Origin of the sequence: Saccharomonospora sp. CUA-673, assembly GCF_001942305.1 — a bacterium.
Classification (GTDB): Bacteria; Actinomycetota; Actinomycetes; order Mycobacteriales; family Pseudonocardiaceae; genus Prauserella.
In genome coordinates this window covers 144,371-164,483 of the sequence record NZ_MKKE01000084.1, presented here as the reverse complement: position 1 = coordinate 164,483, position 20,113 = coordinate 144,371, and the positions used below count along the sequence as shown (strand labels likewise).

General features: G+C 71.7%; 17 protein-coding genes and 5 pseudogenes. 10 read left to right on the top strand and 12 right to left on the bottom strand.

Features of this window, described 5'->3' with window-relative positions:
• Positions 1-727, bottom strand: a pseudogene (locus BJF85_RS25415) (TetR/AcrR family transcriptional regulator).
• Between the two features lie 21 nt (positions 728-748).
• Here BJF85_RS25415 and BJF85_RS25410 point away from each other — a divergent pair.
• Positions 749-1,315: an alkyl sulfatase C-terminal domain-containing protein gene (locus BJF85_RS25410; RefSeq protein ID WP_255375930.1), complete on the top strand. Its 567-nt coding sequence runs from the start codon at positions 749-751 to the stop codon at positions 1,313-1,315.
• A gap of 1 nt (position 1,316) precedes the next feature.
• On the opposite strand, the gene BJF85_RS25405 is transcribed toward BJF85_RS25410, so the two are convergent.
• Positions 1,317-1,850, bottom strand: a complete 534-nt coding sequence (locus BJF85_RS25405; RefSeq protein WP_075850431.1) for an FxsA family protein — start codon at positions 1,848-1,850, stop codon at positions 1,317-1,319.
• Positions 1,851-1,975: 125 nt separating this feature from the next.
• Here BJF85_RS25405 and BJF85_RS25400 point away from each other — a divergent pair, with 125 nt between their 5' ends.
• Positions 1,976-2,467, top strand: coding sequence for a VOC family protein (locus BJF85_RS25400; protein WP_075850430.1), 492 nt, complete (start codon positions 1,976-1,978; stop codon positions 2,465-2,467).
• A 101-nt stretch (positions 2,468-2,568) separates the two neighbouring features.
• On the opposite strand, the pseudogene BJF85_RS25395 reads toward BJF85_RS25400, so the two are convergent.
• A pseudogene (locus BJF85_RS25395) lies at positions 2,569-3,998 on the bottom strand (M20/M25/M40 family metallo-hydrolase).
• A 6-nt stretch (positions 3,999-4,004) separates the two neighbouring features.
• Positions 4,005-5,441: a M20/M25/M40 family metallo-hydrolase gene (locus tag BJF85_RS25390; protein WP_075850429.1), complete on the bottom strand. Its 1,437-nt coding sequence runs from the start codon at positions 5,439-5,441 to the stop codon at positions 4,005-4,007.
• A 358-nt stretch (positions 5,442-5,799) separates the two neighbouring features.
• Between BJF85_RS25390 and pdhA the strand changes: the two genes are divergently transcribed.
• The 5 genes and pseudogenes from pdhA to BJF85_RS25365 all read left to right on the top strand — a co-directional run bounded on the left by pdhA (position 5,800) and on the right by BJF85_RS25365 (position 11,794).
• On the top strand, positions 5,800-7,014 hold the full coding sequence (gene pdhA / locus BJF85_RS25385; RefSeq protein ID WP_075850428.1) for a pyruvate dehydrogenase (acetyl-transferring) E1 component subunit alpha: 1,215 nt from the start codon (positions 5,800-5,802) through the stop codon (positions 7,012-7,014).
• A pseudogene (locus BJF85_RS25380) lies at positions 7,014-8,041 on the top strand (alpha-ketoacid dehydrogenase subunit beta). Before pdhA ends, BJF85_RS25380 begins: the two are co-directional and overlap by 1 nt.
• Before the next feature lie 9 nt (positions 8,042-8,050).
• Entirely contained in the window at positions 8,051-9,568 is a 1,518-nt protein-coding gene (locus BJF85_RS25375) for a dihydrolipoamide acetyltransferase family protein (RefSeq protein WP_369822299.1), read from the top strand.
• A gap of 111 nt (positions 9,569-9,679) precedes the next feature.
• Positions 9,680-11,218, top strand: a complete 1,539-nt coding sequence (locus tag BJF85_RS25370; protein ID WP_075850427.1) for an MFS transporter — start codon at positions 9,680-9,682, stop codon at positions 11,216-11,218.
• Between the two features lie 9 nt (positions 11,219-11,227).
• Positions 11,228-11,794: a TetR/AcrR family transcriptional regulator gene (locus BJF85_RS25365; protein WP_075850426.1), complete on the top strand. Its 567-nt coding sequence runs from the start codon at positions 11,228-11,230 to the stop codon at positions 11,792-11,794.
• Here the strand turns inward: BJF85_RS25365 and BJF85_RS25360 are convergent.
• Both BJF85_RS25360 and BJF85_RS25355 read right to left on the bottom strand, forming a co-directional pair.
• Entirely contained in the window at positions 11,791-12,372 is a 582-nt protein-coding gene (locus tag BJF85_RS25360; protein ID WP_075850464.1) for a helix-turn-helix domain-containing protein, read from the bottom strand. The two genes, BJF85_RS25365 and BJF85_RS25360, sit on opposite strands and share 4 nt — an antisense overlap.
• Before the next feature lie 193 nt (positions 12,373-12,565).
• On the bottom strand, positions 12,566-13,573 hold the full coding sequence (locus BJF85_RS25355; RefSeq protein WP_075850425.1) for a saccharopine dehydrogenase NADP-binding domain-containing protein: 1,008 nt from the start codon (positions 13,571-13,573) through the stop codon (positions 12,566-12,568).
• Between the two features lie 71 nt (positions 13,574-13,644).
• Here BJF85_RS25355 and BJF85_RS25350 point away from each other — a divergent pair, with 71 nt between their 5' ends.
• Positions 13,645-14,601 (top strand): GlxA family transcriptional regulator, encoded by a 957-nt coding sequence (locus BJF85_RS25350; protein ID WP_075850424.1) that lies wholly within the window; start codon positions 13,645-13,647, stop codon positions 14,599-14,601.
• Positions 14,602-14,669: 68 nt separating this feature from the next.
• Here BJF85_RS25350 and BJF85_RS25345 read toward each other — a convergent pair whose 3' ends face one another.
• Genes BJF85_RS25345 through BJF85_RS30820 form a run of 4 tightly spaced genes read right to left on the bottom strand, consistent with a single transcriptional unit; the run spans position 14,670 to position 17,252 of the window.
• On the bottom strand, positions 14,670-15,275 hold the full coding sequence (locus BJF85_RS25345; protein ID WP_075850423.1) for an energy-coupling factor transporter transmembrane protein EcfT: 606 nt from the start codon (positions 15,273-15,275) through the stop codon (positions 14,670-14,672).
• Entirely contained in the window at positions 15,272-15,940 is a 669-nt protein-coding gene (locus tag BJF85_RS25340; RefSeq protein WP_075850422.1) for an energy-coupling factor ABC transporter ATP-binding protein, read from the bottom strand. The genes BJF85_RS25345 and BJF85_RS25340 overlap by 4 nt, the downstream gene beginning before the upstream one ends.
• The gene (locus BJF85_RS25335) at positions 15,937-17,064 is read right to left on the bottom strand and encodes a thiolase family protein (protein ID WP_075850421.1); all 1,128 of its coding nucleotides are present in this window, start codon (positions 17,062-17,064) and stop codon (positions 15,937-15,939) included. The genes BJF85_RS25340 and BJF85_RS25335 overlap by 4 nt, the downstream gene beginning before the upstream one ends.
• Positions 17,061-17,252 (bottom strand): hypothetical protein, encoded by a 192-nt coding sequence (locus BJF85_RS30820; RefSeq protein WP_255375929.1) that lies wholly within the window; start codon positions 17,250-17,252, stop codon positions 17,061-17,063. Before BJF85_RS30820 ends, BJF85_RS25335 begins: the two co-directional genes overlap by 4 nt.
• 75 nt (positions 17,253-17,327) lie before the next feature.
• Here BJF85_RS30820 and BJF85_RS30815 point away from each other — a divergent pair, with 75 nt between their 5' ends.
• The gene (locus BJF85_RS30815; RefSeq protein WP_255375928.1) at positions 17,328-17,525 is read left to right on the top strand and encodes a hypothetical protein; all 198 of its coding nucleotides are present in this window, start codon (positions 17,328-17,330) and stop codon (positions 17,523-17,525) included.
• A gap of 53 nt (positions 17,526-17,578) precedes the next feature.
• On the opposite strand, the pseudogene BJF85_RS30810 reads toward BJF85_RS30815, so the two are convergent.
• Both BJF85_RS30810 and BJF85_RS25325 read right to left on the bottom strand, forming a co-directional pair.
• A pseudogene (locus tag BJF85_RS30810) lies at positions 17,579-18,361 on the bottom strand (AMP-binding protein); the annotation flags it as partial.
• The gene (locus BJF85_RS25325; RefSeq protein ID WP_075850420.1) at positions 18,358-18,942 is read right to left on the bottom strand and encodes a biotin transporter BioY; all 585 of its coding nucleotides are present in this window, start codon (positions 18,940-18,942) and stop codon (positions 18,358-18,360) included. The gene BJF85_RS25325 and the pseudogene BJF85_RS30810, both read right to left, overlap by 4 nt.
• Positions 18,943-19,209: 267 nt before the next feature.
• Between BJF85_RS25325 and BJF85_RS25320 the strand changes: the two are divergent.
• Positions 19,210-20,093 (top strand): annotated as a pseudogene (locus BJF85_RS25320) (ABC transporter substrate-binding protein).
• Positions 20,094-20,113: the final 20 nt, after the last annotated feature.

Below are 20,113 nucleotides of genomic sequence, written 5' to 3'. Positions count from 1 at the left end.
TCACGCGTCCGTCGGCCGCCACACCTGCCCCTCGACCAGGTCGTTGAAGCCGAGCCACGTCAGGTTCATCAACCACGAGGCGAGCACGCCCGGTGAGATGTCGGGGTGGTCGAGCCACCAGTCGGCGAGCGATTCGGCGGCGCCGACCAGCGCGGCCGCCAGCCCCTCACCCGAGGCCTCGGCCTGCTCGCCCAGCCCCTTGCGGCGCCCTGCGACACGACCAGTTTCGTGACCATCGTGATCGCGTGCGAGCGCAGGCCGTTGATCTCCGTGGCGAACGAACCGCCCACGGCCAGCGCCTGCTGGTGCAGCACCGTCCACGACTCGCGGTTCTCGGCGACGAAACCGTAGAACGCGCGCAGACCCGTCCACAGCTGCATGTCGGGCGCCACGTTCAGGTCGATCCCGCTCTGCACGGCGTCGATCAGCAGGTTCGCCTCGCGGCGGATGCACTGGAGGAACAGGTCCTCCTTCGAGCCAGGTAGCTGTAGATCATCGGCTTGGACACGCCGGCCACCTCGGAGACCTCGTCCATCGAGGCCGGGTGATACCCGTGCCGGGCGAACACCGTGACGGCCGCGTCGAGGATCTGCTTCTCCCGCACCGCTCTGGGCAGGCGCTTCGCCCTCTCGACCTGTTGATCGCTGCCTGTCACATCTTCCTCCCGCTTCGGTGCTCCGAGGCCCACGTTGACCCGTGTCGGTGCCGCCGATTGCCGGTTTTGCATACCGCTGAGTAACCTTACGCCGTGCCAAGCGGAAGTGTCCTGGACGAGTTCGCGCGCAGCATCGACATTCAGGTGCTGAGTACCGAACAGTTCCTGCGTGTCCTGGAGACTCTCCAGATGTTGGACAGTGCGGGCGCCGGAATCGAGCTGAGTTCGCTGTCCACCGACGTGCTCGCCGAGATGGTGGCCACGGCGACGAGGGACCAGCTCAGAGGCCTCGCGAAGCACCCCCAGCTGCGGACGCTGTTCCTCGAAGAGGTGTTCCGCCGCATGGCCGACCACTTCGACGCCGAACGCGCCGGCGACGCCGACATCGTCGTGACCTGGCGATTCCCCAACGGCGACGACTTCGACCGGTATCAGACGGTGATCGAGAACGGCCGGTGCGTGTCGACGGCCGACTGCGTGCTGACCCCCGACACGACGATCACGGCGCCCGTGGAGGACTTCCTGCGCGTCGCGACCGGCAACGCGCGGGCCGCGTCGCAGTTCGTCCGCGGCAAGCTCAAGGTCAAGGGCGACTACACGCCCGCGCTCCGCCTGCTGAGCTTCTTCGACCTCCCCGGCGGAAACGCCAACGGCGCCTGACTCAGCCTTCGATGATGCGGGGTGGGCCGTCGTCCGGGCGGTTGTCGGAGCGGCGGTCCGTGCCGGTCGGGCGGTCGGTCCCGGTTGTGCCGTCGTCGGCGCCGTCGTCGACGACCTCGCTGTCGACGACGATCACCTGACTGCGCATCCGCGGTCCGAACGGGCCGCCCGCGGCGCCGCCCACGGGGGCGCGTTTCGCGGCCGCCCGCAACCAGCGCTTGCGCAGCACCTTCCGGGTCGGCGGGACGAGGAACAGCAGGCCGACGACGTCGCTGACGAAGCCCGGCAGGAGGATCAGCAGCCCGCCGACGCCGATGAGCATGCCGTCGGTGATCTCTTCGTGCGGCGAGCGGCCCGACCGCGCCGTGGCGGTGAACGCGCGCATCGCCTTACCGCCCTCACGCCGCGCGAGCCACGACCCCACGAAGGCGCCGGCGATGAGCAGTCCGATCGTCGGCAGGAAACCGATCGCCGACGCCACGAACCACACGGCGGCGACCTCGGCGATCACGTACAGCAAGAGCACAACGGCCATATCGGGTCCAACGTACGGGCCGCCCCGTTTGATCCCGCACCCCGGACCCCGAACCGGCGCCCGCCCGGCGCGGCGCGTCGACCCCACCTGTTCTCCCGCGCGGCGGCGGGCCCACAATCCGGGGCATGAGTGAACAGCAGGAGTGGACCGTCGCCCCCCGGTACGTGCCGCCGCGCCTCAGCGTCGTGACGCTCGCCGCCGGCAACGTGGCCGAACTGCGCGACTTCTACAAGGCCCTCGGCTGGGAGGAACTGCCGGCGAGCAACGACGACTGGGTCGGGTTCCTCGTCGGCGGCGTCGTGTTGGCGCTGTACCCGCGGGCCGCGCTGTCGGAGGAGACCGGTGCGGGCATGTACGGCGGCGGGTTCACGCTCGCGGTCAACGTCGAGACCCCCGAGGAGGTCGACGCGGCGTACGAGGCGGCCCTGGCCGTCGGCGCGGGCTCGGTCGCCGAACCGCAGCCGCGCGCGTGGGGCGGCCGGTCGGCCTACTTCGCCGACCCCGAGGACAACCGCTGGGAGATCGCCTACAACGCGCGCGTCACATTCGGCGACCGCGGCGAGGTCGTCGGCTTCAGCGACACCGACGGGGACGCCCCCGCCGACGACTCCGCCTGACGACCCCGCCCCCGAACCGCCAACACGGCGCCGTGAGCTGCTGACACGGCGTCGTGAGCTGCTGACACGCCGTCGTGGAACGCTGACACGGCGTCGTGGGGTCAGCCGTTGGCGTGGGCGTCGAGGAAGTGGGCCACCGCTTCGGTGACGCGTTCGGCCTGCGGGACGTGCAGCCACTCGTCGGGCACGTGGGCGTTCGAGTCCGGGCCCAGCGCGCCGGTGACGAGGAACTGCGCCTCCGGGTACTTCTCGCCGAGCAGGCCCATGAACGGGATCGACCCGCCGAGGCCGCTGGTGCGCCACGGCGCGTCGAAGACGGTGGTGCTGACCGACTCGAGCGTGGCGGCGAGCCACGGCGCGGCGTCGGGGGCGTTCCAGCCGTCGGCGGCCTCGATCCCGCCGAGCTCGACCGTCGCGTCGTAGGGCACGTCGGTGGTGAGGGCCTTGGTGATCGCCTCGAGCGCGGCCGCCGAGTCGGCGGTGGGCGGCAGGCGGAAGCTCAACGCGAGCGTCGACTCGCTGCGCAGCACGTTGCCGGCCTCGGCGGGGTCGGGGAACCCGGCGGCGCCGATCACCGACAGCGTCGGTCGCCACGCGTTGTTCAGCAGCAGCTCGACGTCGTCGTCGGCGACGGCGCGGGTCGAGCCGTGCAGCGGGAACGTCGTGGCAACCGCGCCGGGCGGGGTGATCTCGGCGGTCGCGCGCGCCTCCTCGACGCGGTTGGTCGGGATCGTCACGTTGGCCTCGGGGATCAACACCTCGCCGGTGCCCGAGTCCTCGAGCCGGTCGAGCAGGGTGCGCAGCACGCGGAACGACGACGGCACGACGCCGCTGGCCAGGCCCGAGTGCTGGGCCGAGTCGAGCACGCGCACCGTGACGTCGATCTGTGCCATGCCGCGCAGCGACGTCGTCAGCCACAGCCGTTCGTAGTCGTGGCCACCGGAGTCGAGGCACACGACGAACGTGACGCGGCCGAGCCGTTCGGCCAGGTGCTCCAGGTAGGCGGGCAGGTCGGGGCTGCCGGACTCCTCGCCGGTCTCCAGCAGCACGACCGACCGGGCGTGCGCGCCGCCGCCCGCGCGGACCGCCTCGAGCGCGGCCGTCGCGGCGTACCCGGCGTAGCCGTCGTCGGCCGAGCCGCGGCCGAACAGCTTGTGCCCGTCGCGCACCGGCGTCCACGGTCCGAGGCCCTCGGACCAGCCGCCGACCGGCGGCTGCTTGTCCAGGTGGCCGTAGAGCAGCACGGTGCCCGCGTCCTCGGCGCCGGCGTGGCGGGCACGTCGAGCAGCAGCACCGGACTACGGCCGTCGAGCCGGACGACGTCGACGGTGGCGCCGGGGATCTCCCGGGCGGCCATCCAGGCGCGGACGTGCTCGATCGCGGCGTCGAGGTGACCGGTCGTGGCCCACTCGGGGTCGAACGCCGGCGACAGGGCGGGGATCTCGACGAGGCCGGACAGGCTGGGCAGGATGTCGTCGGACCACGTCTTGCGGACGGTCTCGCTCACACGTTGCTGTTCCACGTTCGCCATCCTGCCTCACGCGCCCGTGCGCGTGCGTGCGTGCGCGTCGATGATGCGGGCGACGGCCTCGGTGACCCGTTCGGTCTGTTCGAGGTGCAGCCATTCGTCGGGGACGTGCGCGTTGTTGCCGGGTCCGCGCGGTCCGGTGACGACGAACTGCGCGTCCGGGTAGGCGCGGCCGAACATGCCGAGGAACGGGATCGTGCCGCCCAGGCCGAGCGCCCGCCACGGCAGGCCGAACACGTCGTCGCTCACGGTGTCCAAAGTGGATTCCAGCCAGGCGGCGCGGGGGCCTGCGTTCCAGCCCGTGGCAGCGTCGGTGCGGGCGACCTCGACCTGCGCGCCGTACGGCGGATCCGTCGTCAGGGTCCTGGTCAGCGCTTCCAGTGCGGTGGCGCCGTCGACCGTCGGCGGCAGCCGGAAGCTGAGCTTGACGCTCGTGTACGGCCGCAGCACGTTGCCGGCGTCGGCCAGCGGCGGCAGCCCGTCGGCGCCGGTCACCGACAGCGTGGTCTCCCACGTGTTGGCCAGCACCTGGCCGGTGACGTCGTCCTTCGCGTACCGCATGCCCTCGACGAGCGGCAGTGTCGGCGCGAGCGCCGCGCCCGCCGCGCGCACCTCGGCGAGCCGGTCGGCCGGCACCTCCGTGACGAGCTCGGGCAGGTGCAGTTCGCCGGTGCGCGGGTCCTCGATGCGGTCGAGCAGGGCGCGCAGCACGCGGAAACTGCTGGGCACGAAGCCGCTGGCGTGTCCGGAGTGGACACCCGAGGTGAGCACCCGCACGGTGAGGTCGAACGAGATCATCCCGCGCAGCGACGTCGCGAGCCACAGCCGTTCGTGGTCGGCGCCGGAGGTGTCGAGGCAGACGACGAGGCCGACGTCGCCGAGGCGCGGGCGCAGGTGCTCGAGGTAGGCGCCCAGGTCGGGGCTGCCGGACTCCTCGCACGTCTCGAGCAGCACCACGGTGCGCGCGTGCGCCCCACCCGCGGCGTGCAGCCCCTCGAGGGCCGTCGCGGCGGCGTACGCGGCGTAGCCGTCGTCGTTGGCGCCGCGGCCATACAGCCGGCCGTCCTTGACCACGGGCGTCCACGGGCCGAGCCCCGGTGACCACTCGCCCGCCGCGGGCTGCTTGTCGAGGTGGCCGTAGACGACGACCGTCTCGTCGGTGGTCGCCTCGCCGGTCGCCGGGACGTCCAGCAACAGCACCGGCGTGCGGCCGGGCAGCTCGACGACCTCGCTCGTCGCGCCGGGCAGTCCGCGCGCGTCCAGGTAGGCGCGGACGTGGTCGACCGCGGCGTGCAACGCGCCCGTGGCCTGCCACTCGACGTCGAACGACGGCGACAGCGCCGGTATCTCCACCAGGCCCGACAGCCCTTCCAACGCGACACCGGAATCCGGGGCCCAGCGGTTACGGACCGTCTCGCGCAGCACCGTCGTGTCCATGGCCGCCATCCAAACATGTCCGGGCGATGTGACCGGTTTCGCTCACCGCGTACAGAGGTTGCACACCCCGTCACGACGCCGCGCGGCCGCCGCCGAACGGGCCTGGCCAGCCCCCGGATGGATGCCAGACTTTCGGCGGGCACACCGTCGGTGGTCCAACTATTTTCCCAGTTCAGCGGCACCGGAACGACAAAAATTCGGACACGGGCCCTCCGCAAACCTCCCCCGTTCGTGCCAGGATGGCGACGTGAACCGTCACCGCCGACGGACACCGGCGCGGCCACACCAGGCGCGGCGCCGGCGGTGCCGGCGGCGAGCCGTATCGGTTGCCACAAGCGGCCGAACGGCACGACCTGGAGGAGAAACCATGCCGTCCCCAGAACAGTGGACGCGACCGGAACCCGGTGCCGGACCAGCCGCGACAGCAGCTCAACCGTCTCCGGAGCAGGTGATCGCGGGTTTGCGAGCGACGACAGAAGGCGGTGCCGAGCTGACCCAGCTGCTCACGCCCGAAGGTGAGCGGCTGACCGACAGCCGGTTCGACCCCTACCTCTCCGACGTCGATGCCGAGGCACTGCGCGGGTTGTACCGCGACATGGTGCTGGTGCGCCGAGCCGATCGGGAGTCCAACGCCATGCAGCGGCAGGGCCAGCTCGGCATCTGGGTGCCGCTGCTGGGCCAGGAGGCCGCGCAGATCGGCTCGGGTCGCGCGCTGCGCCCGGACGACATGGCCTTCCCCAGCTACCGGGAACACGGTGTCGCGTACACGCGCGGCGTCGACTTCCGCGAACTGCTGGGCATCTTCCGGTGCACCGACCACTCGGGCTGGGACCCGGCGGCGCACGGCTTCCACCCGTACACGATCGTCATCGGCAACCAGGTGCTCAACGCCGCCGGGTACGCGATGGGCCAGCGGTTCGACGGCAAGGTCGGCAACGCCGACGACGCCGAGAACCAGGCCACCATCGTCTACTTCGGCGACGGCGCCACCAGCCAGGGCGACGTGCACGAGGGCTTCGTGTGGGGCGCGGTGTACGACGCGCCGATCGTCTACTTCTGCCAGAACAACCAGTGGGCGATCTCCGAGCCGACCGAACGCCAGTCGCGGCTGCCGCTGTACCAGCGCGCCCGCGGCTACGGCTTCCCCGGCATCCGGGTCGACGGCAACGACGTCCTGGCCTGCCTGGCCGTGACGCGGTGGGCGCTCGAGGAGTGCCGGCGCGGCAACGGTCCGGTGCTGATCGAGGCGTTCACCTACCGCATGGACGCCCACACCACGACCGACGACCCGACGCGCTACCGGCTCTCCGACGAGCTCGAGGCGTGGAAGTTGAAGGACCCGATCGAGCGCGTGCGCGCCTACCTCGCGCGTGCCGGCTTCGCCGACCAGGAGTTCTTCGACTCGGTCGACACGGAGTCCGACGAGTTCGCCGCGCAGTTGCGCGATCACTGCTTCACCATGCCCGATCCGCCGCCCGAGCGGATCTTCAGCGAGGTCTACGCCGACACACCGGCCACTTTGGACGCCCAGCGCGAGGAGTACCTCGGTTACCTCGCCGGTTTCGCGGGAGGTGAGCACTGATGGCCGCACCCGCAGCGTCCCCTGTGGACACCCCGGACACGAAGGTCGCGAACCTGACCATCGGCAAGGCGCTCAACGAGGCGCTGCGCGCGTCGATGGAGGCCGACCCGAAGGTCATCGTCATGGGCGAGGACGTCGGCAAGCTCGGCGGCGTCTTCCGCGTCACCGACGGACTGCAGAAGGACTTCGGCGAACACCGCGTGCTCGACACGCCGCTCGCCGAGTCCGGCATCGTCGGCACGGCCGTCGGGCTCGCCGTGCGCGGGTTCCGTCCCGTGTGCGAGATCCAGTTCGAGGGTTTCATCTTCCCCGCGTTCGATCAGATCTCCAGTCAGCTGGCGAAACTGCGCTACCGCTCGCAGGGCAGGCTCAAGCGCCCGTGGTGATCCGCGTGCCGTTCGGCGGCGGGATCGGTGCCGTCGAGCACCACTCCGAGTCGCCCGAGTCGCTGTTCTCGCACATCCCGGGGCTCAAGGTCGTCTCGTGCTCGAACCCCGTCGACGCCTACTGGATGTTGCGGCAGGCCATCGACTCCGACGACCCCGTGCTGTTCTTCGAACCGAAGAAGCTGTACCACTCGACGGCGTTGAAGGCGCCGGTCGACACCACGGTCACGCCCGAACCGCTGCACGCCTCGCGCGTCGTGCGGCACGGCACCGCCGCGACCGTCGCCGCCTACGGGCCGTCGGTGAAGGTCGCCCTCGACGCGGCCACCGCCGCGCAGGAGGAGGGCACCTCGCTCGAGGTCGTCGACCTGCGCACGTTGTCCCCGCTCGACCTGGACCCGGTGTTCGAGTCGGTGCGGCGCACCGGCCGGCTCGTGGTCGTCAGCGAGGCCTCCGGCGAGGTGTCGCTGGCCTCCGAGGTCGCCGCGCGCGTCCAGCAGGAATGCTTCTACTCCCTCGAGGCACCCGTCCAGCGCGTCACCGGGTTCGACACCCCGTACCCGCCGGCGAAACTCGAGGAACACTTCCTGCCGGACCTCGACCGGGTCCTGCACGCCGTCGACCGCGCGCTGGAATGGTGAGGAGGATTCATGCCTGAGTACAAGCAGTTTCCCCTCGCCGACACCGCGGAGGGGCTCACCGAGGCCGACATCCTCGACTGGAAGGTCAAGCCGGGCGACGAGGTGACGGTGAACCAGATCGTCGTCGAGGTCGAGACCGCGAAGGCCGCCGTCGAACTGCCCATCCCGTGGGCAGGCGTCATCACCGAACTGCACGTCGAACCCGGCCAGACCGTCGAGGTCGGCACGCCGATCCTCACCGTCGACGTCGACCCGCACGGTGCCGGCGGCGGGTCCGCGGCCAACGGTTCGGCCGTCGCGGCTGCCTCTCCGGAGGCTGCTTCTTCGGACGCTGCTGCGGATTCCGGGGACGCGGACGAGATGAAGCCGCTCGTCGGCTACGGGTCGAAGGCGGCGAGCACGAAACGGCGTCCCCGTAAGGCGGGCGTCGCCGCGGGCGCGAACGGTTCCGGTGCGAACGGTGCCGTTGCAGCGGAACCCGTTGCACCTCAATCCGTTGCACCTCAATCCGTTGCACCTGAATCCGCTGCGGCGGCGCCGGTTGCCGAGCCCGGCTCCGGGGCTGTTGCTGCGGCCGCGGGCGGATACGTGCCGTTGGCGAAGCCGCCGGTGCGCAAGCTCGCGAAGGACCTCGGCGTGGACCTGCGGACGTTGGCCGGTTCCGGCGACGGCGGGGTGATCACGCGCGAGGACGTGCAGCGTGTGGTCGACCAGGGCGGCGCGCCGACCGGCGTCGGGTCGAACGGTGTCGTGCCGGGTGGTTCGGTGGCGCCGGTCGATCCGTCCACGCGGGAACGCCGGGTGCCGATCAAGGGTGTGCGCAAGGCGACGGCGCAGGCGATGGTCGACAGCGCGTTCACGGCGCCGCACGTGACGGAGTTCCTGACCGTCGACGTCACGCCGATGATGGACCTGCGGGCGAAGCTGAGGTCGAGCCGGGAGTTCGCGGGCGTCAAGCTGACGCCGTTGGCGTTCGCGGCGAAGGCCGTGTGCCTGGCGGCGAAGCGCACCCCCGAGATCAACTCGCTGTGGGACGGCGACACGGGCGAGATCGTGTTCAAGGACTACGTGCACCTGGGGATCGCGGCCGCGACGCCGCGGGGCCTGGTGGTGCCGAAGATCCGCGACGCGGACGCGATGTCGTTGGCCGAACTCGCCGGTGCCATCGAGGAGCTGACGGCCACGGCGCGTGACGGCAAGACGACGCCTGCGGACATGCTGAACGGGACGTTCACGATCACCAATGTGGGCGTGTTCGGGGTCGACACGGGAACGCCGATCATCAACCCCGGCGAGTCCGCGATCCTGGCCGTCGGCGCGATCCGCGACATGCCGTGGGTCGTCGACGGCGAACTCGCGGTGCGCAAGGTGATGCAACTGTCGTTGTCGTTCGACCACCGCGTCATCGACGGCCAGCAGGGCTCGGAGTTCCTCGCCGACGTCGCGCCCTCATGGCCGACCCCGCCATGGCCATCACCTTCTAGCCCACGAGGCAACCCCACCAAGAAGCTCCCAAGGGCCCCATAGTCGCGTTCAACGCGACCATGGGGCCCACGGGAGCTTCTCTCGACCTACGAAGTTGAACCATGGTACTAATAGTACTATCGTTCAACTTGGCTGGTCGGGGGTGCGGCGAACATGGAGACGTCGAAGCGTGCGGGATGGCGCGAGTGGGCAGGTCTGGCCCTGCTGGCGCTGCCGACGATGTTGCTGGGGCTGGACGTCACGGCGCTGTACCTGGTCGTGCCGAACCTCGTCGACGATCTGAACCCGACGGCGGCCGAGTCGCTGTGGATCATGGATGCGTACGGCTTCTTCATCGCCGGCTTCCTGGTCACCATGGGGACGTTGGGTGACCGGCTCGGCCGACGTCGTCTGTTGCTGATCGGTATGGCGGCGTTCGGGGCGGCGTCCGTGTTCGCCGCGTTCGCGCCCAGCGCGCTGTGGCTGATCGTGGCCCGAGCCCTGCTCGGCATCGCCGGCGCGACGCTCATGCCGTCGACATTGTCGCTGATCAGCGTCCTGTTCACGGACGTCCGGCAGCGGGCGTTGGCCATCGGCGTGTGGGCGACGATGTTCGCGCTCGGCATGGCGGCGGGTCCGGTCGCCGGTGGCGTGCTCGTCGCCGGGTTCTGGTGGGGCGCCGTGTTCCTGGTCGCTGTGCCGGTGGCCGTGCTCGTGCTGGTCGCGGCGCCGGTCCTGCTGCCCGAGTACCGGACGTCCGGCGGGCGGATCGACCTGCGCAGTGTCGGTTTGTCGCTCGTGGCGATGCTGTCCATCGTCTACGCGATCAAGCACGCCTCCGCCGAGGGCGTGGACGCCGCGGCGACGGCAGCGGCCGTCGTCGGGATCGCCGCCGGGGTCGTGTTCGTCCGGCGGCAGCTGCGGCTGGACGACCCGTTGATCGACATGCGGCTGTTCGCGAGCCGCGACTTCTCGACGGCGTTGTCGGTGCTGTTGCTGGGCCTGGTCGGTTTCGGCGGCGTGATGTTCCTGGTCACGCAGTACCTGCAACTCGTCGAGGGGCTGTCGCCGACCGTGGCGGGGCTGTGGATGGGCCCGCCCGCGCTGGCGATGCTCGTCGGCGCCATCGGCGCACCGCTGCTGGCGCGGCGGGTGTCCCCGGGCGTCGTCATGGCCGCGACGCTGGTGTTGTCGCTGGCCGGTTACGTGTTGTTGGCCGTCGCCGGGGCCGGGGAACCGTTGCGGGTGGTCGCCGGCTTCGCGTTCGTCTACTTCGGACTCGGCGTCATCGCCGCGCTGGGCACCGACATCGTCGTGGGAGCGGCGCCGCCGGCGAACTCCGGTTCGGCTGCGGCGATGTCGGAGACCGTGCAGGAACTCGGCATCGCGGTCGGCGTCGCGCTGCTGGGCAGTCTCACGACGGTGGTCTACCGCGGCGGGATCGACCCGCCGCCCGGCCTGTCGGATGGTGCGGAACAGTCCTATCGCGACAGTCTCGCGGGGGCGGTGTCGGTGGCCGATCAGGTGCCGTCGGCGGCGCTCGAGTCGGCGCGGGCGGCGTTCACGGGTGGTCTGAACGTGTCGGCGGTGGTCGCCGGTGTCGCGGTCGCCGTGGCCGCGGCGGCGTGTCTCGTGACGCTCCGACGGCTGCCGCCGCTGGGTGCACGCGATGCCCAGCAGCTAGTCTCGGTGGAGTCCGCAGGCGACGAGTGAGCGCGAACGATGGTGGCTGAGCACGAGAATGTCGATGGGCGCACGGCGCGTGGCCGGCGCAAGCGTGAACAGATCATCGAGGCGACGCTCGCCATCGTGCGCCGCGACGGTGCCGCCGGGGTCACGCACCGCACCGTGGCGAGGGAAGCGGGCATCACCACCAGCCTGACGGTCTACTACTTCGCGACGCTCGACGACCTGCTCGTCGCGGCCCTGACCGGGGTCACCGACGAGTACACGCGACGCATCCGCGAGCTGGTCGAAGCGGACGCCGATCCGGTGGGCGGACTCGCGGAGCTGATCGCGGAGTCGGCGGGCCCGGGCCGTGAGCGCGCGCTGGCCGAACGCGAGCTGTCGACGTTGGCGGCACGCCGCCCGGCGCTGCGGCCGATCGCGCGCCGCTGGCGGGACAACGTCGCCGACCTCGCGCGCACCCGCACCGACGACCCGGACGTCGTCGACGCGTTCGTCGCCCTGTCCGACGGACTGTGCGCCGCCATCCTCCTCGGAGACGAGGACGCCGACGTCGACGTATCCCGAATCCGCTCCGTCCTGTCCACAGCCCTGCCCCATTAGCTCGTTCCGGTGTTTCGGGCGGACAGGTAGGCCCGGCCGCGCGGCGATAGCTCGTAGCCGGTGCTCAGCGAGCGGGTCAGGCCGTGTTCTTTGAGCTTGCGGATTCGGCGCTTCAGCGCGTCCTTGTCCATGTCGAGCCGCGCTGCGAGATGTGCGGCGGTGGCACCGGGTTCGTCGGCGAGGTGCGCCAACACCGGGCGCGCCCACGTCACGCGTGCGTCCAGCCGGTCGAGCAGGACGTCGATGTCCGTCACGTCCGAGGCAGCGAGTTCGGCGGTATCGGCCAGCGCGTCGCGGGGGTCCGCCCCGACCCAGCTCAATTCGATCAGGAAGACCGGATCGGTCGGTGTACCCCGGAAGGTCGCGAGCAACTCGGTTCGGGATGCGTAGCCCGCGGCGCGTGCGTCGTCATCGGTCACTGTGCTCGACTCGACCGTGCTGACGGCGTCGATGCGCACGATTCCGGCGACGGTGAGCAACGTTGAACCGGCCGTGACCCGCGGCTTCTGCCATCTGCGGTAGGCACACCGCACGTCGCCGGCCGCGACGCCGTGGGCGATGCGATCGGGAAGGATCATCGACACCTCCGAGGTCGGTCCCGCCCCACAATGCCAGGGTCGCACCGCCGCGAAGGGAAGATCAGTCGCGTTAAGCGCAGCCGCGCGTCAGCGTGTCCTTGGGGGCGGTGGTCGGGCGACGGGTGGGCGCACCCGACGGCCCCATGGCTGCGTTCAACGCGACTATGGGGCCTCGGGAGCATGACACCGCGGGTCAGCTGTGTTGCCAGGTGAGGTGCTCCGGGGTGAGGGCGTCGAGGAACGCGTGGGGGTCGAACAGTTCGCCCGGGGCTGCCGGACCGTGGGCCGCCGCCCGGCCCTCGAGCAGGCGTTGCTTGACCAGGCGTTGCACCGCCTCGCCGACGAGGGGTGCCGTCACCGCGTAGATGTCGCGCCCCGACGCCGTCGCTCGCCGCGTCCGGGTTCCGCGCCTGACCTCGACGTCCACCACGAACCGTTGCGCCGACCTGCCGCGGGCGTCGACGGCGGTCGGTGGCGGGGTCGTCTCGTTGCGCAGGTCGGCGAGCGCGTCGGCCGCCAGGTACGTGCTGATCGACGACGCCCGCAGATGCCGGTGCAGCACCACGATCTCGGACAACGGCGCCTCGACGACGGTGCGTTCGCCCAACGGCGGTCCGAACGCCCACGTGCGCGACGGTGGCTGCGCCGGCGCCGCGACCAGTTCCCCACCGGCGACGACGAGCCGGGTCGCCGTGTTGCGCCGTCCCGTCGCGCGGGTGCCCGCGGTCGGCCACCACCGGTCGATGCCGATCGCGACGGTGACCTCGTCGGCGGCGGGCCAGTCCCCCATGGCCGCGGTCGCGAGGAGGTCGCCGAGCCCGCCGAAGAACGCCGTCGCCGGGACGACCGCGACCTCCGTGACATCGGCCGCGGCCCGGTACACCTGCGTGGCCGCCGCCTGCTCGGCCGTCACGTCGACGTAGTGCGCGCCCGCGCGGGCGGCCGCCGTCGCCACGGGCGGGCCGGTGTCCAGGAACGGACCCGCGCAGTTGACCACCGCCGCCACGCCCCGACATGCGGTGTCCAGGTCGTCGATGGTCGCGGGACGGACGTCAAGTCCGGGGAACTCCGCGGCGAGGTCGCCCAGTGCCGCGGCGTTGCGCCCGGACAGCACGGGGGCCAGCCCGCGCCGGACGAGGTCGGCGACGACGAAACGGCCGGTGTGCCCGTAGGCGCCGTAGACGAGGACGCGTCGATTCATGGACAGATTCCACCTGGCGACGACGGTCCACGACGAGCGTCCGATCTGACACTGGTCGTACAGTTTCGGACATGACGAGGGTCGGGCTGGTGCTGCACGAGCAGGCGATGCTGTACGAGACGGCGATCGCGGCCGAGGTCTTCGGCGTCGATCGCGGCGACCTGACCCCGGCCGGCAAGTGGTACGACTTCGCGACGTACACCCCCGACGGGACGCCGTCGGCGTGGCTGCCCGGCGCCGCGGCGAGGCCGTACGAGGCGCTGGCCGAGGTCGACACGGTGCTCGTCCCGTCCGTCGACGACGTCGACGCGCAACCGGACCCCGCCCTGGTCGACGCCGTGACGGCGGCCCACGCGGCCGGTGCGCGGATCGCGGCGCTGTGCACCGGAACGTTCGTGCTGGCGGCGGCGGGACTGCTCGACGACCGTCACGCGACGACACACTGGATGCACGCCGACGCCCTCGCCGCGCGGTTCCCGCACATCGGTGTCCGCGCCGACGTGCTCTACACGTCCGACGGCAGCGTTTTCACGTCGGCCGGCAAGACGGCGGCCCTCGACCTGTGCCTGCACCTGGTCTACACCGACTTCGGCGCGACCGTCGCAAATGGACTCGCGCGGCGCCTCGTCACCCCCGCGTACCGCGCGGGCGGGCAGGCGCAGTTCGTCGCATCGCCTGCGGACCCGGGGGTCGGCGACCGGCTGGGCGACGCGCTGGCGTGGGCGCGGGCACGGTTGGACCGGCCGATCACGGTGCGCCAACTGGCCGAACAGGCGGCGATGAGCACGCGGCAACTCGCGCGGCGCATGCACGCCGAGGTGGGCAGCGGGCCGCTCGACTGGCTGCACCGGGAACGCATCCGGCGGGCACAGGAGCTGCTCGAACGCACCGACGCGTCCGTGGAACAGATCGCGAACCGCTGCGGCATGGGCACGGCGACGACCCTGCGCAGGCACTTCGTCCGCACACTCGGCGTCACCCCGACGACCTACCGCACCGTGTTCCGCACGCCGCGAAGGGACGATTAGTCGCGTTCAATGCGCCCGACGGCCCCATGGCTGCGTTCAACGCGACTATGGGGCCCTCGGGAGCACTCTCAGCGGTCGCCGGTGCCTCGGGCTGCGAGGGCTTCGCCGAGTTGGTCGGCGTGGCGGAGGGTGCGGACGAGGAAGGGGACGACGAAGGCGGTCGGGCTGCGGTCGGCGCCGCGGGCCTTGGCGGCCGCGCGCACGTCGCCGGCGATGCCGGACAGGGTCGCGATCGCCTGCACCGTCAGGCCCACGAGCAGGCCGACCATCTCCGGCCGCACTCCGAGCCGCCGCAACGGGCGCACCGCACGTTCCACCGTGGACACCACGTCGTCGACGCGGGTCGTCAACGTGAACAGGCTCGCCGCCGCCAACGCCGTCACCAGGCGCAGGCACACCACGGCCGCGGTCGACGGCCCGAGCAGCCACCACTGGATGCCGAACACGAACGCCGACACCAGCAGCAGCATCCGCACGAGCGGCCACCAGCGTCGTACCGGAACCCGCGCCACCACGTACAACACGGCGACCGCCGCCAGCAGTCCGCCGAGCCACCACGGCGATCCGAGCAGGATCACCGCCGTCGCCAGCGCCACCACCGCGAGCAGTTTCGGCCCGGTCGGCGCGCGGTGCAGCACGCTGCCGCCCGGTTCGTACAGCCCCAGCGGCGTCACGACACGAGCTCCCGGTAGTACCGCAACGCCGGCGCCGGTTCGTCGTCGGCGACCACCTTGCCGCCGTCGAACACCAGCACCCGTTCGAAACCGTCCAGCAGGTCCAGATCGTGCGTCACCAACACGATCTGCTGCCGCAGTTCCGTCAGCGATTCGGTGAACCGGCGTTTGTTGCGCAGGTCCAGCAGCGTCGTCGGCTCGTCGCACACCAGTACGTCCGGGTCGAGCACGAGCATCGAGCACAGCGCCAGCAACTGTTTCTGCCCGCCCGACAACTGATGCGCCGGATGGTCCGGGTCGAGTCCGTACTCCGCGAGCGCCTCGGCTGCCCGCGCGGCGCGTTCCTTCTTGGACAGTCCGCTGCGGCGCAGGGAGAACGCGACGTCCTCGCCCGCGGTGGGCATCACGATCTGCGAATCCGGGTTGGTGAACACGAATCCGACCTGTTGGCGCACCTTGCGCCCGTCCTTCGCGGTGTCCAGTCCGTTCACACGCACCCGCCCGCGCGAGGGCACCACGAGCCCGTTGATCATCCGCGCGACCGTGGACTTGCCGGAGCCGTTCGCGCCCACGAACGCGACCCGCTGCTCGTTCAGTGTCAGGTCCACATCGGACACCACGGGGGTCGTGTCGTAGGTGTGCCCCACGTTCTCGAACTCGATCACTGCACGACCGTCCACATCGTCGCCACTCCGATTCCGCCGCCCGAGGACAGCGCCGCCATTCCCGTGCCGCCGGTCCCGCCGAGCCCCTGCCGGACGAGCCGGGTGAACAGGCGGACGACCAGCACCGCCCCCGACGCGCCCCACGGGTGGCCGAGCGCGATCGCCCCACCGTCCGGGCTCACCACATGCTCGTCCAGGCCCACCGCATCGAGGCACGCCAGCACCTGCCCCGCGAACGCCTCGGTGAACTCGACGACGTCCGGGCCTGCGTCGACGATCGCCCGCATCGCGGGCACGGCGCCGAGGCCGAGCCGTGCCGGGTCGCCCGCGCGCGTCGCGGCCGCGGTCAACCGCAGTCCCGGGACGCCGAGCCGCGCCCGCACCTGTTCGCTCACCACCGCGACGACCGCCGCACCGTCGTTGACGCCGCACGAGTTCGCCGCCGTCGCCGTGCCGTCGGAGGTGAACGCGGCCGGGAACCGGGCCAGCCGTTCGACGGTGAACCCGGGTCGTGGCCGTTCGTCGGCGGTCAGTCCGCCGACCGGCACCAGCTCGTCGTCGAACCGGCCCGCCTGCTGCGCCGCGACGGCCCGGGCGTGACTGCGCGCCGCGAACGCGTCCTGCCGTGCGCGCGTCACCCCGGCCTCGGCGGCGACGACATCGGCCGCCGGGCCCATGTCGGGGTCGCCGTATTCGGCTGGCGCGAACGGCGCGCGGGTGTAGGGCGTCGGCGGATCGGTCGGCCACGCGCGGTGCGGCGCCGTCGACGCACTCTCCACCCCACCGGCGAGGACGACGTCGGCGTCCCCGGCGCGGATCTGCGTCGCCGCGGACACGATCGCCGCGAGCCCGCTCGCGCACTGCCGGTCGACCGTCACCCCGGGAACGTCGACGCCCAGCCCGGCTCGTAGTGCCGCCACCCGCGCGGGGTTCCCGCCCGGGCCGAACACGTTGCCCAGCACGACGTCCTCGACCCGGCCGAGCCGGTCGAGTCCGATGTCCTCCACCACGGCACGCAGTACGGGCGCGGCGAGCTCGTCGACGGTGTGGTCGCGCAGGGCGCCGCCGCGGGTGCCGATCGGTGTCCGCCGCGCGGCGATCACCACCGGCTCCCGCCCGCTCACCGGCCGACCCCCAGGGACTCGCCCGGCAGCGACCCCAGCGCCACGGCGTCGAGGGTGCCGTCGCGGAGTTGTTGCGCCACGGCGGAGCGGGCCGGTTTCCCGGACGCGGTCCGGGGCAGCGCCGTCGTCCACAGCCACCGCCGGGGCCGCAGTTCGGGGCGCAGCGCCTCGCGCGCCGCCGCCCGCAACGCGGCCGACGACGCGCCTGCCGCGCCTCGACGACGGCTGTGACCAGCTGTCCGAGGCGTGGGTGCGGGGTGTCCGTGACCAGCGCGTCGTCCACTCCGGCGACGGTACGCAGCACCTCCTCGACGTGCTCGGCGGGCACCTGCACCCCGCCGCTGGACACGACGGCGGCGCCGCGCCCCTCGACGACGAGTCCGCCGGAGTCGGTCACGCGCACGCGGTCGCCGTTGCTCAACCACTCCGGCGCCGGGTCGACGACGCCGCCCCGCAGGTAGCCGTCGAACGCCAGCGGCGAGCGCACCCACAGCTCGCCGTCGCGGACGTCGATGTCCACGCACGGCAGTGGGCGCAGTTCGGTGTCGCCGTCACGGCGGACGGCGATCAGCGAGTGCTCGGCCGATCCGTAGTACTCGACGAGCTCGGTGTCCGGGAACGCGGCGGCGAAGCGTTCCCGCAGCGGCTCGGCGAGGTGCGCCCCGCCGCAGACGACGGTGCGCAGGGCCGACGGTCCGGGGTGCTGTTCGGCATCGGCGACCAGGTCGGCGAGCATCGCCGGGACGACGTGCACCGCGCCGGCTGCGCGCGCCTCCGCGGGCCGCCAGCGCCGGCGCAGCAGCGGCGTCGCCCCGCACCACAGGGCGTGCAGGGCGCCGAACAGGAACAACGACGAACTGAGCGGTCCGCCGATGTACACGGGGCCGTCGAGCGGGCCGAGCGCGGCGAAGCTGCGCGTCCACGACGAGCGGGTGCGGATGCCGACCTTCGGCGGCCCGGTGCTGCCCGAGGTCGTCGGCAGGTAGAAACGCGCATCGCCTGCCCAGCCGACCTGCGGCGCCGGGTCGAGGGCGGCCGCCGGTTCGGGACTGCCGGTGACGGTGACAGCGGGACGGGCCGCGTCCCACACGGCCGCCCGGTCGTCCGGCGTCCACGTCGGTTCGACCACCAGTGCCGCCGCGCCGAGCAGGTCCGCGCCCAGCAGCCACGGCAGCACGTCCGGCGAGTCGATCGCGACCCGGTCACCCGCGGCGACGCCCCGTGCGGCCAGCGTCCGGGCGGCGCCGCGGGCCTCCGGCGGCAGCGCCCCGCGGGCAAGGAGCTCGACGGTCGTCACTCGTGCTGCGCGGTCCTGGGCGATGCGCCGGGCAGCGTGCCGGGCAGGGCGCGGTGGACGACGGCCGCGATCACCGCCGTCGCCGCGACCTTGCCCAGGTCACCGGGCACGAACACGAGCGACTGCACCACCGCGGAGCCGAGGTCGCCGATGTAGGCGCCGAGGAACGGGATGCCGATCAGGTAGCTGCCGAGCAGGCCGGCCATGGACGCGACCCCCAGCACCGCGAGGTTCGGCTTGACCGCGCGCGCCGCGATCAGCCCGGCGATCAGCGCCGAGAGGATCCAGCCGAGGAGGAACCCGCCGCTCGGCCCGACGAACGGCGCCAGTCCGCCGCGGCCGCCGGACAGCAGCGGTAGGCCGATCGCGGTGAGCGCGAGCATCAGCACCACCGCCGCCGTTCCGCGCCGCGCGCCGAGCAGCACACCGGCCAGCAGCGGACCTGCGTTCTGGATGACGACGGGCACGCCGGACGCGCCGAAGTAGATACCGGGAAAGATCCCCAGCACGGCGATGAACGCGGCAAAAACGACGATCCGTGCCAGGTCGGACGCCGGTAGCGAGACGCGGGGTGCGGGCATGGTCGCAAGGTAACGCGGGTCGCCCGCGGGCGCGGTTAGACATGGGTCACGTCCGTCGCGCCGGCAGGTGTGCGTGGCGTCCGGCGGCTGGTCCGAATGCGCGTCCGGGCGGGGTCGGATGGGGGCCACGCGGGGTTATGGGCGGTTCGGTAACCATTCCGTGATCAGCAATGAAACCGCTACGTAACGACCCTGGTAGTGCCAACTACCCACTTGGAGTGGCAGGATGCATTAACCGACCGGTACTCATTACTAGGAGTGAAGATCGTGGCGCGTCGTACCCCCCAGCGTCGTCAGAAGCTTCGCGCGTTCGCCCTGCTTCCCGCCGTCGCCCTGGCCGTTACCGCGGCCGGCTGTGCGGAAGAGGTCAACACGGCGGGCCAGACCCAGGCCGGTGACGAGGTTCAGCTGATGAACGATGGTCAGCTCACCGTCTGCACCCACCTGCCCTACGAACCGTTCCAGTTCCGCGACGGTGGCGAGGTCGTCGGCTTCGACGTCGATCTTGTCGACCTGGTCGCCGAGGAGCTCGGCGTGGAGCAGAACCTGGTCGACACGAGCTTCGAAGGCATCGAAACCGGTCAGTCGTTCGAAACCGGGCAGTGCGACCTCGCGGCGGCCGCGATCACGATCACTCCTGAGCGCGACAACGTCATGGACTTCTCCGAGGGCTACTTCGACGCCGACCAGGCGCTGCTCGTGCAGGCCGACTCCGATGTCGAGAGCCTCGCCGACCTCGAGGGCAAGGTCCTCGGCGTGCAGCAGGGCACGACCGGTGAGGAGTACGCCACCGAGCACGCCGAGCAGCACGGCTACGACACGCGCCAGTACGAGGACCTCGAGCTGCTCCAGCAGGGTGTCCGGAACGGCGCCGTCGACGCGGGCATCAACGACAACTCCGTTCTGCTGTACGCCACCAAGGACAACGACGCGGTCGAGGTCAGCGCCGAGTTCGACACCGGCGAGCAGTACGGCATCGCCGTCGCCGACGGCAACGGCGCGCTGAAGGCCAAGATCGACGAGGTCATCGAGAAGGCCAAGCAGGACGCACCTACGACGAGATCTACGAGAAGTGGTTCGGCGAGGCGCCCGACGACAGTGACGAGAACTCCGGTGAGAATGGCGGCGAGACCGGCCAGGACAGCCGATAACGCGACACGCGATACAGTTC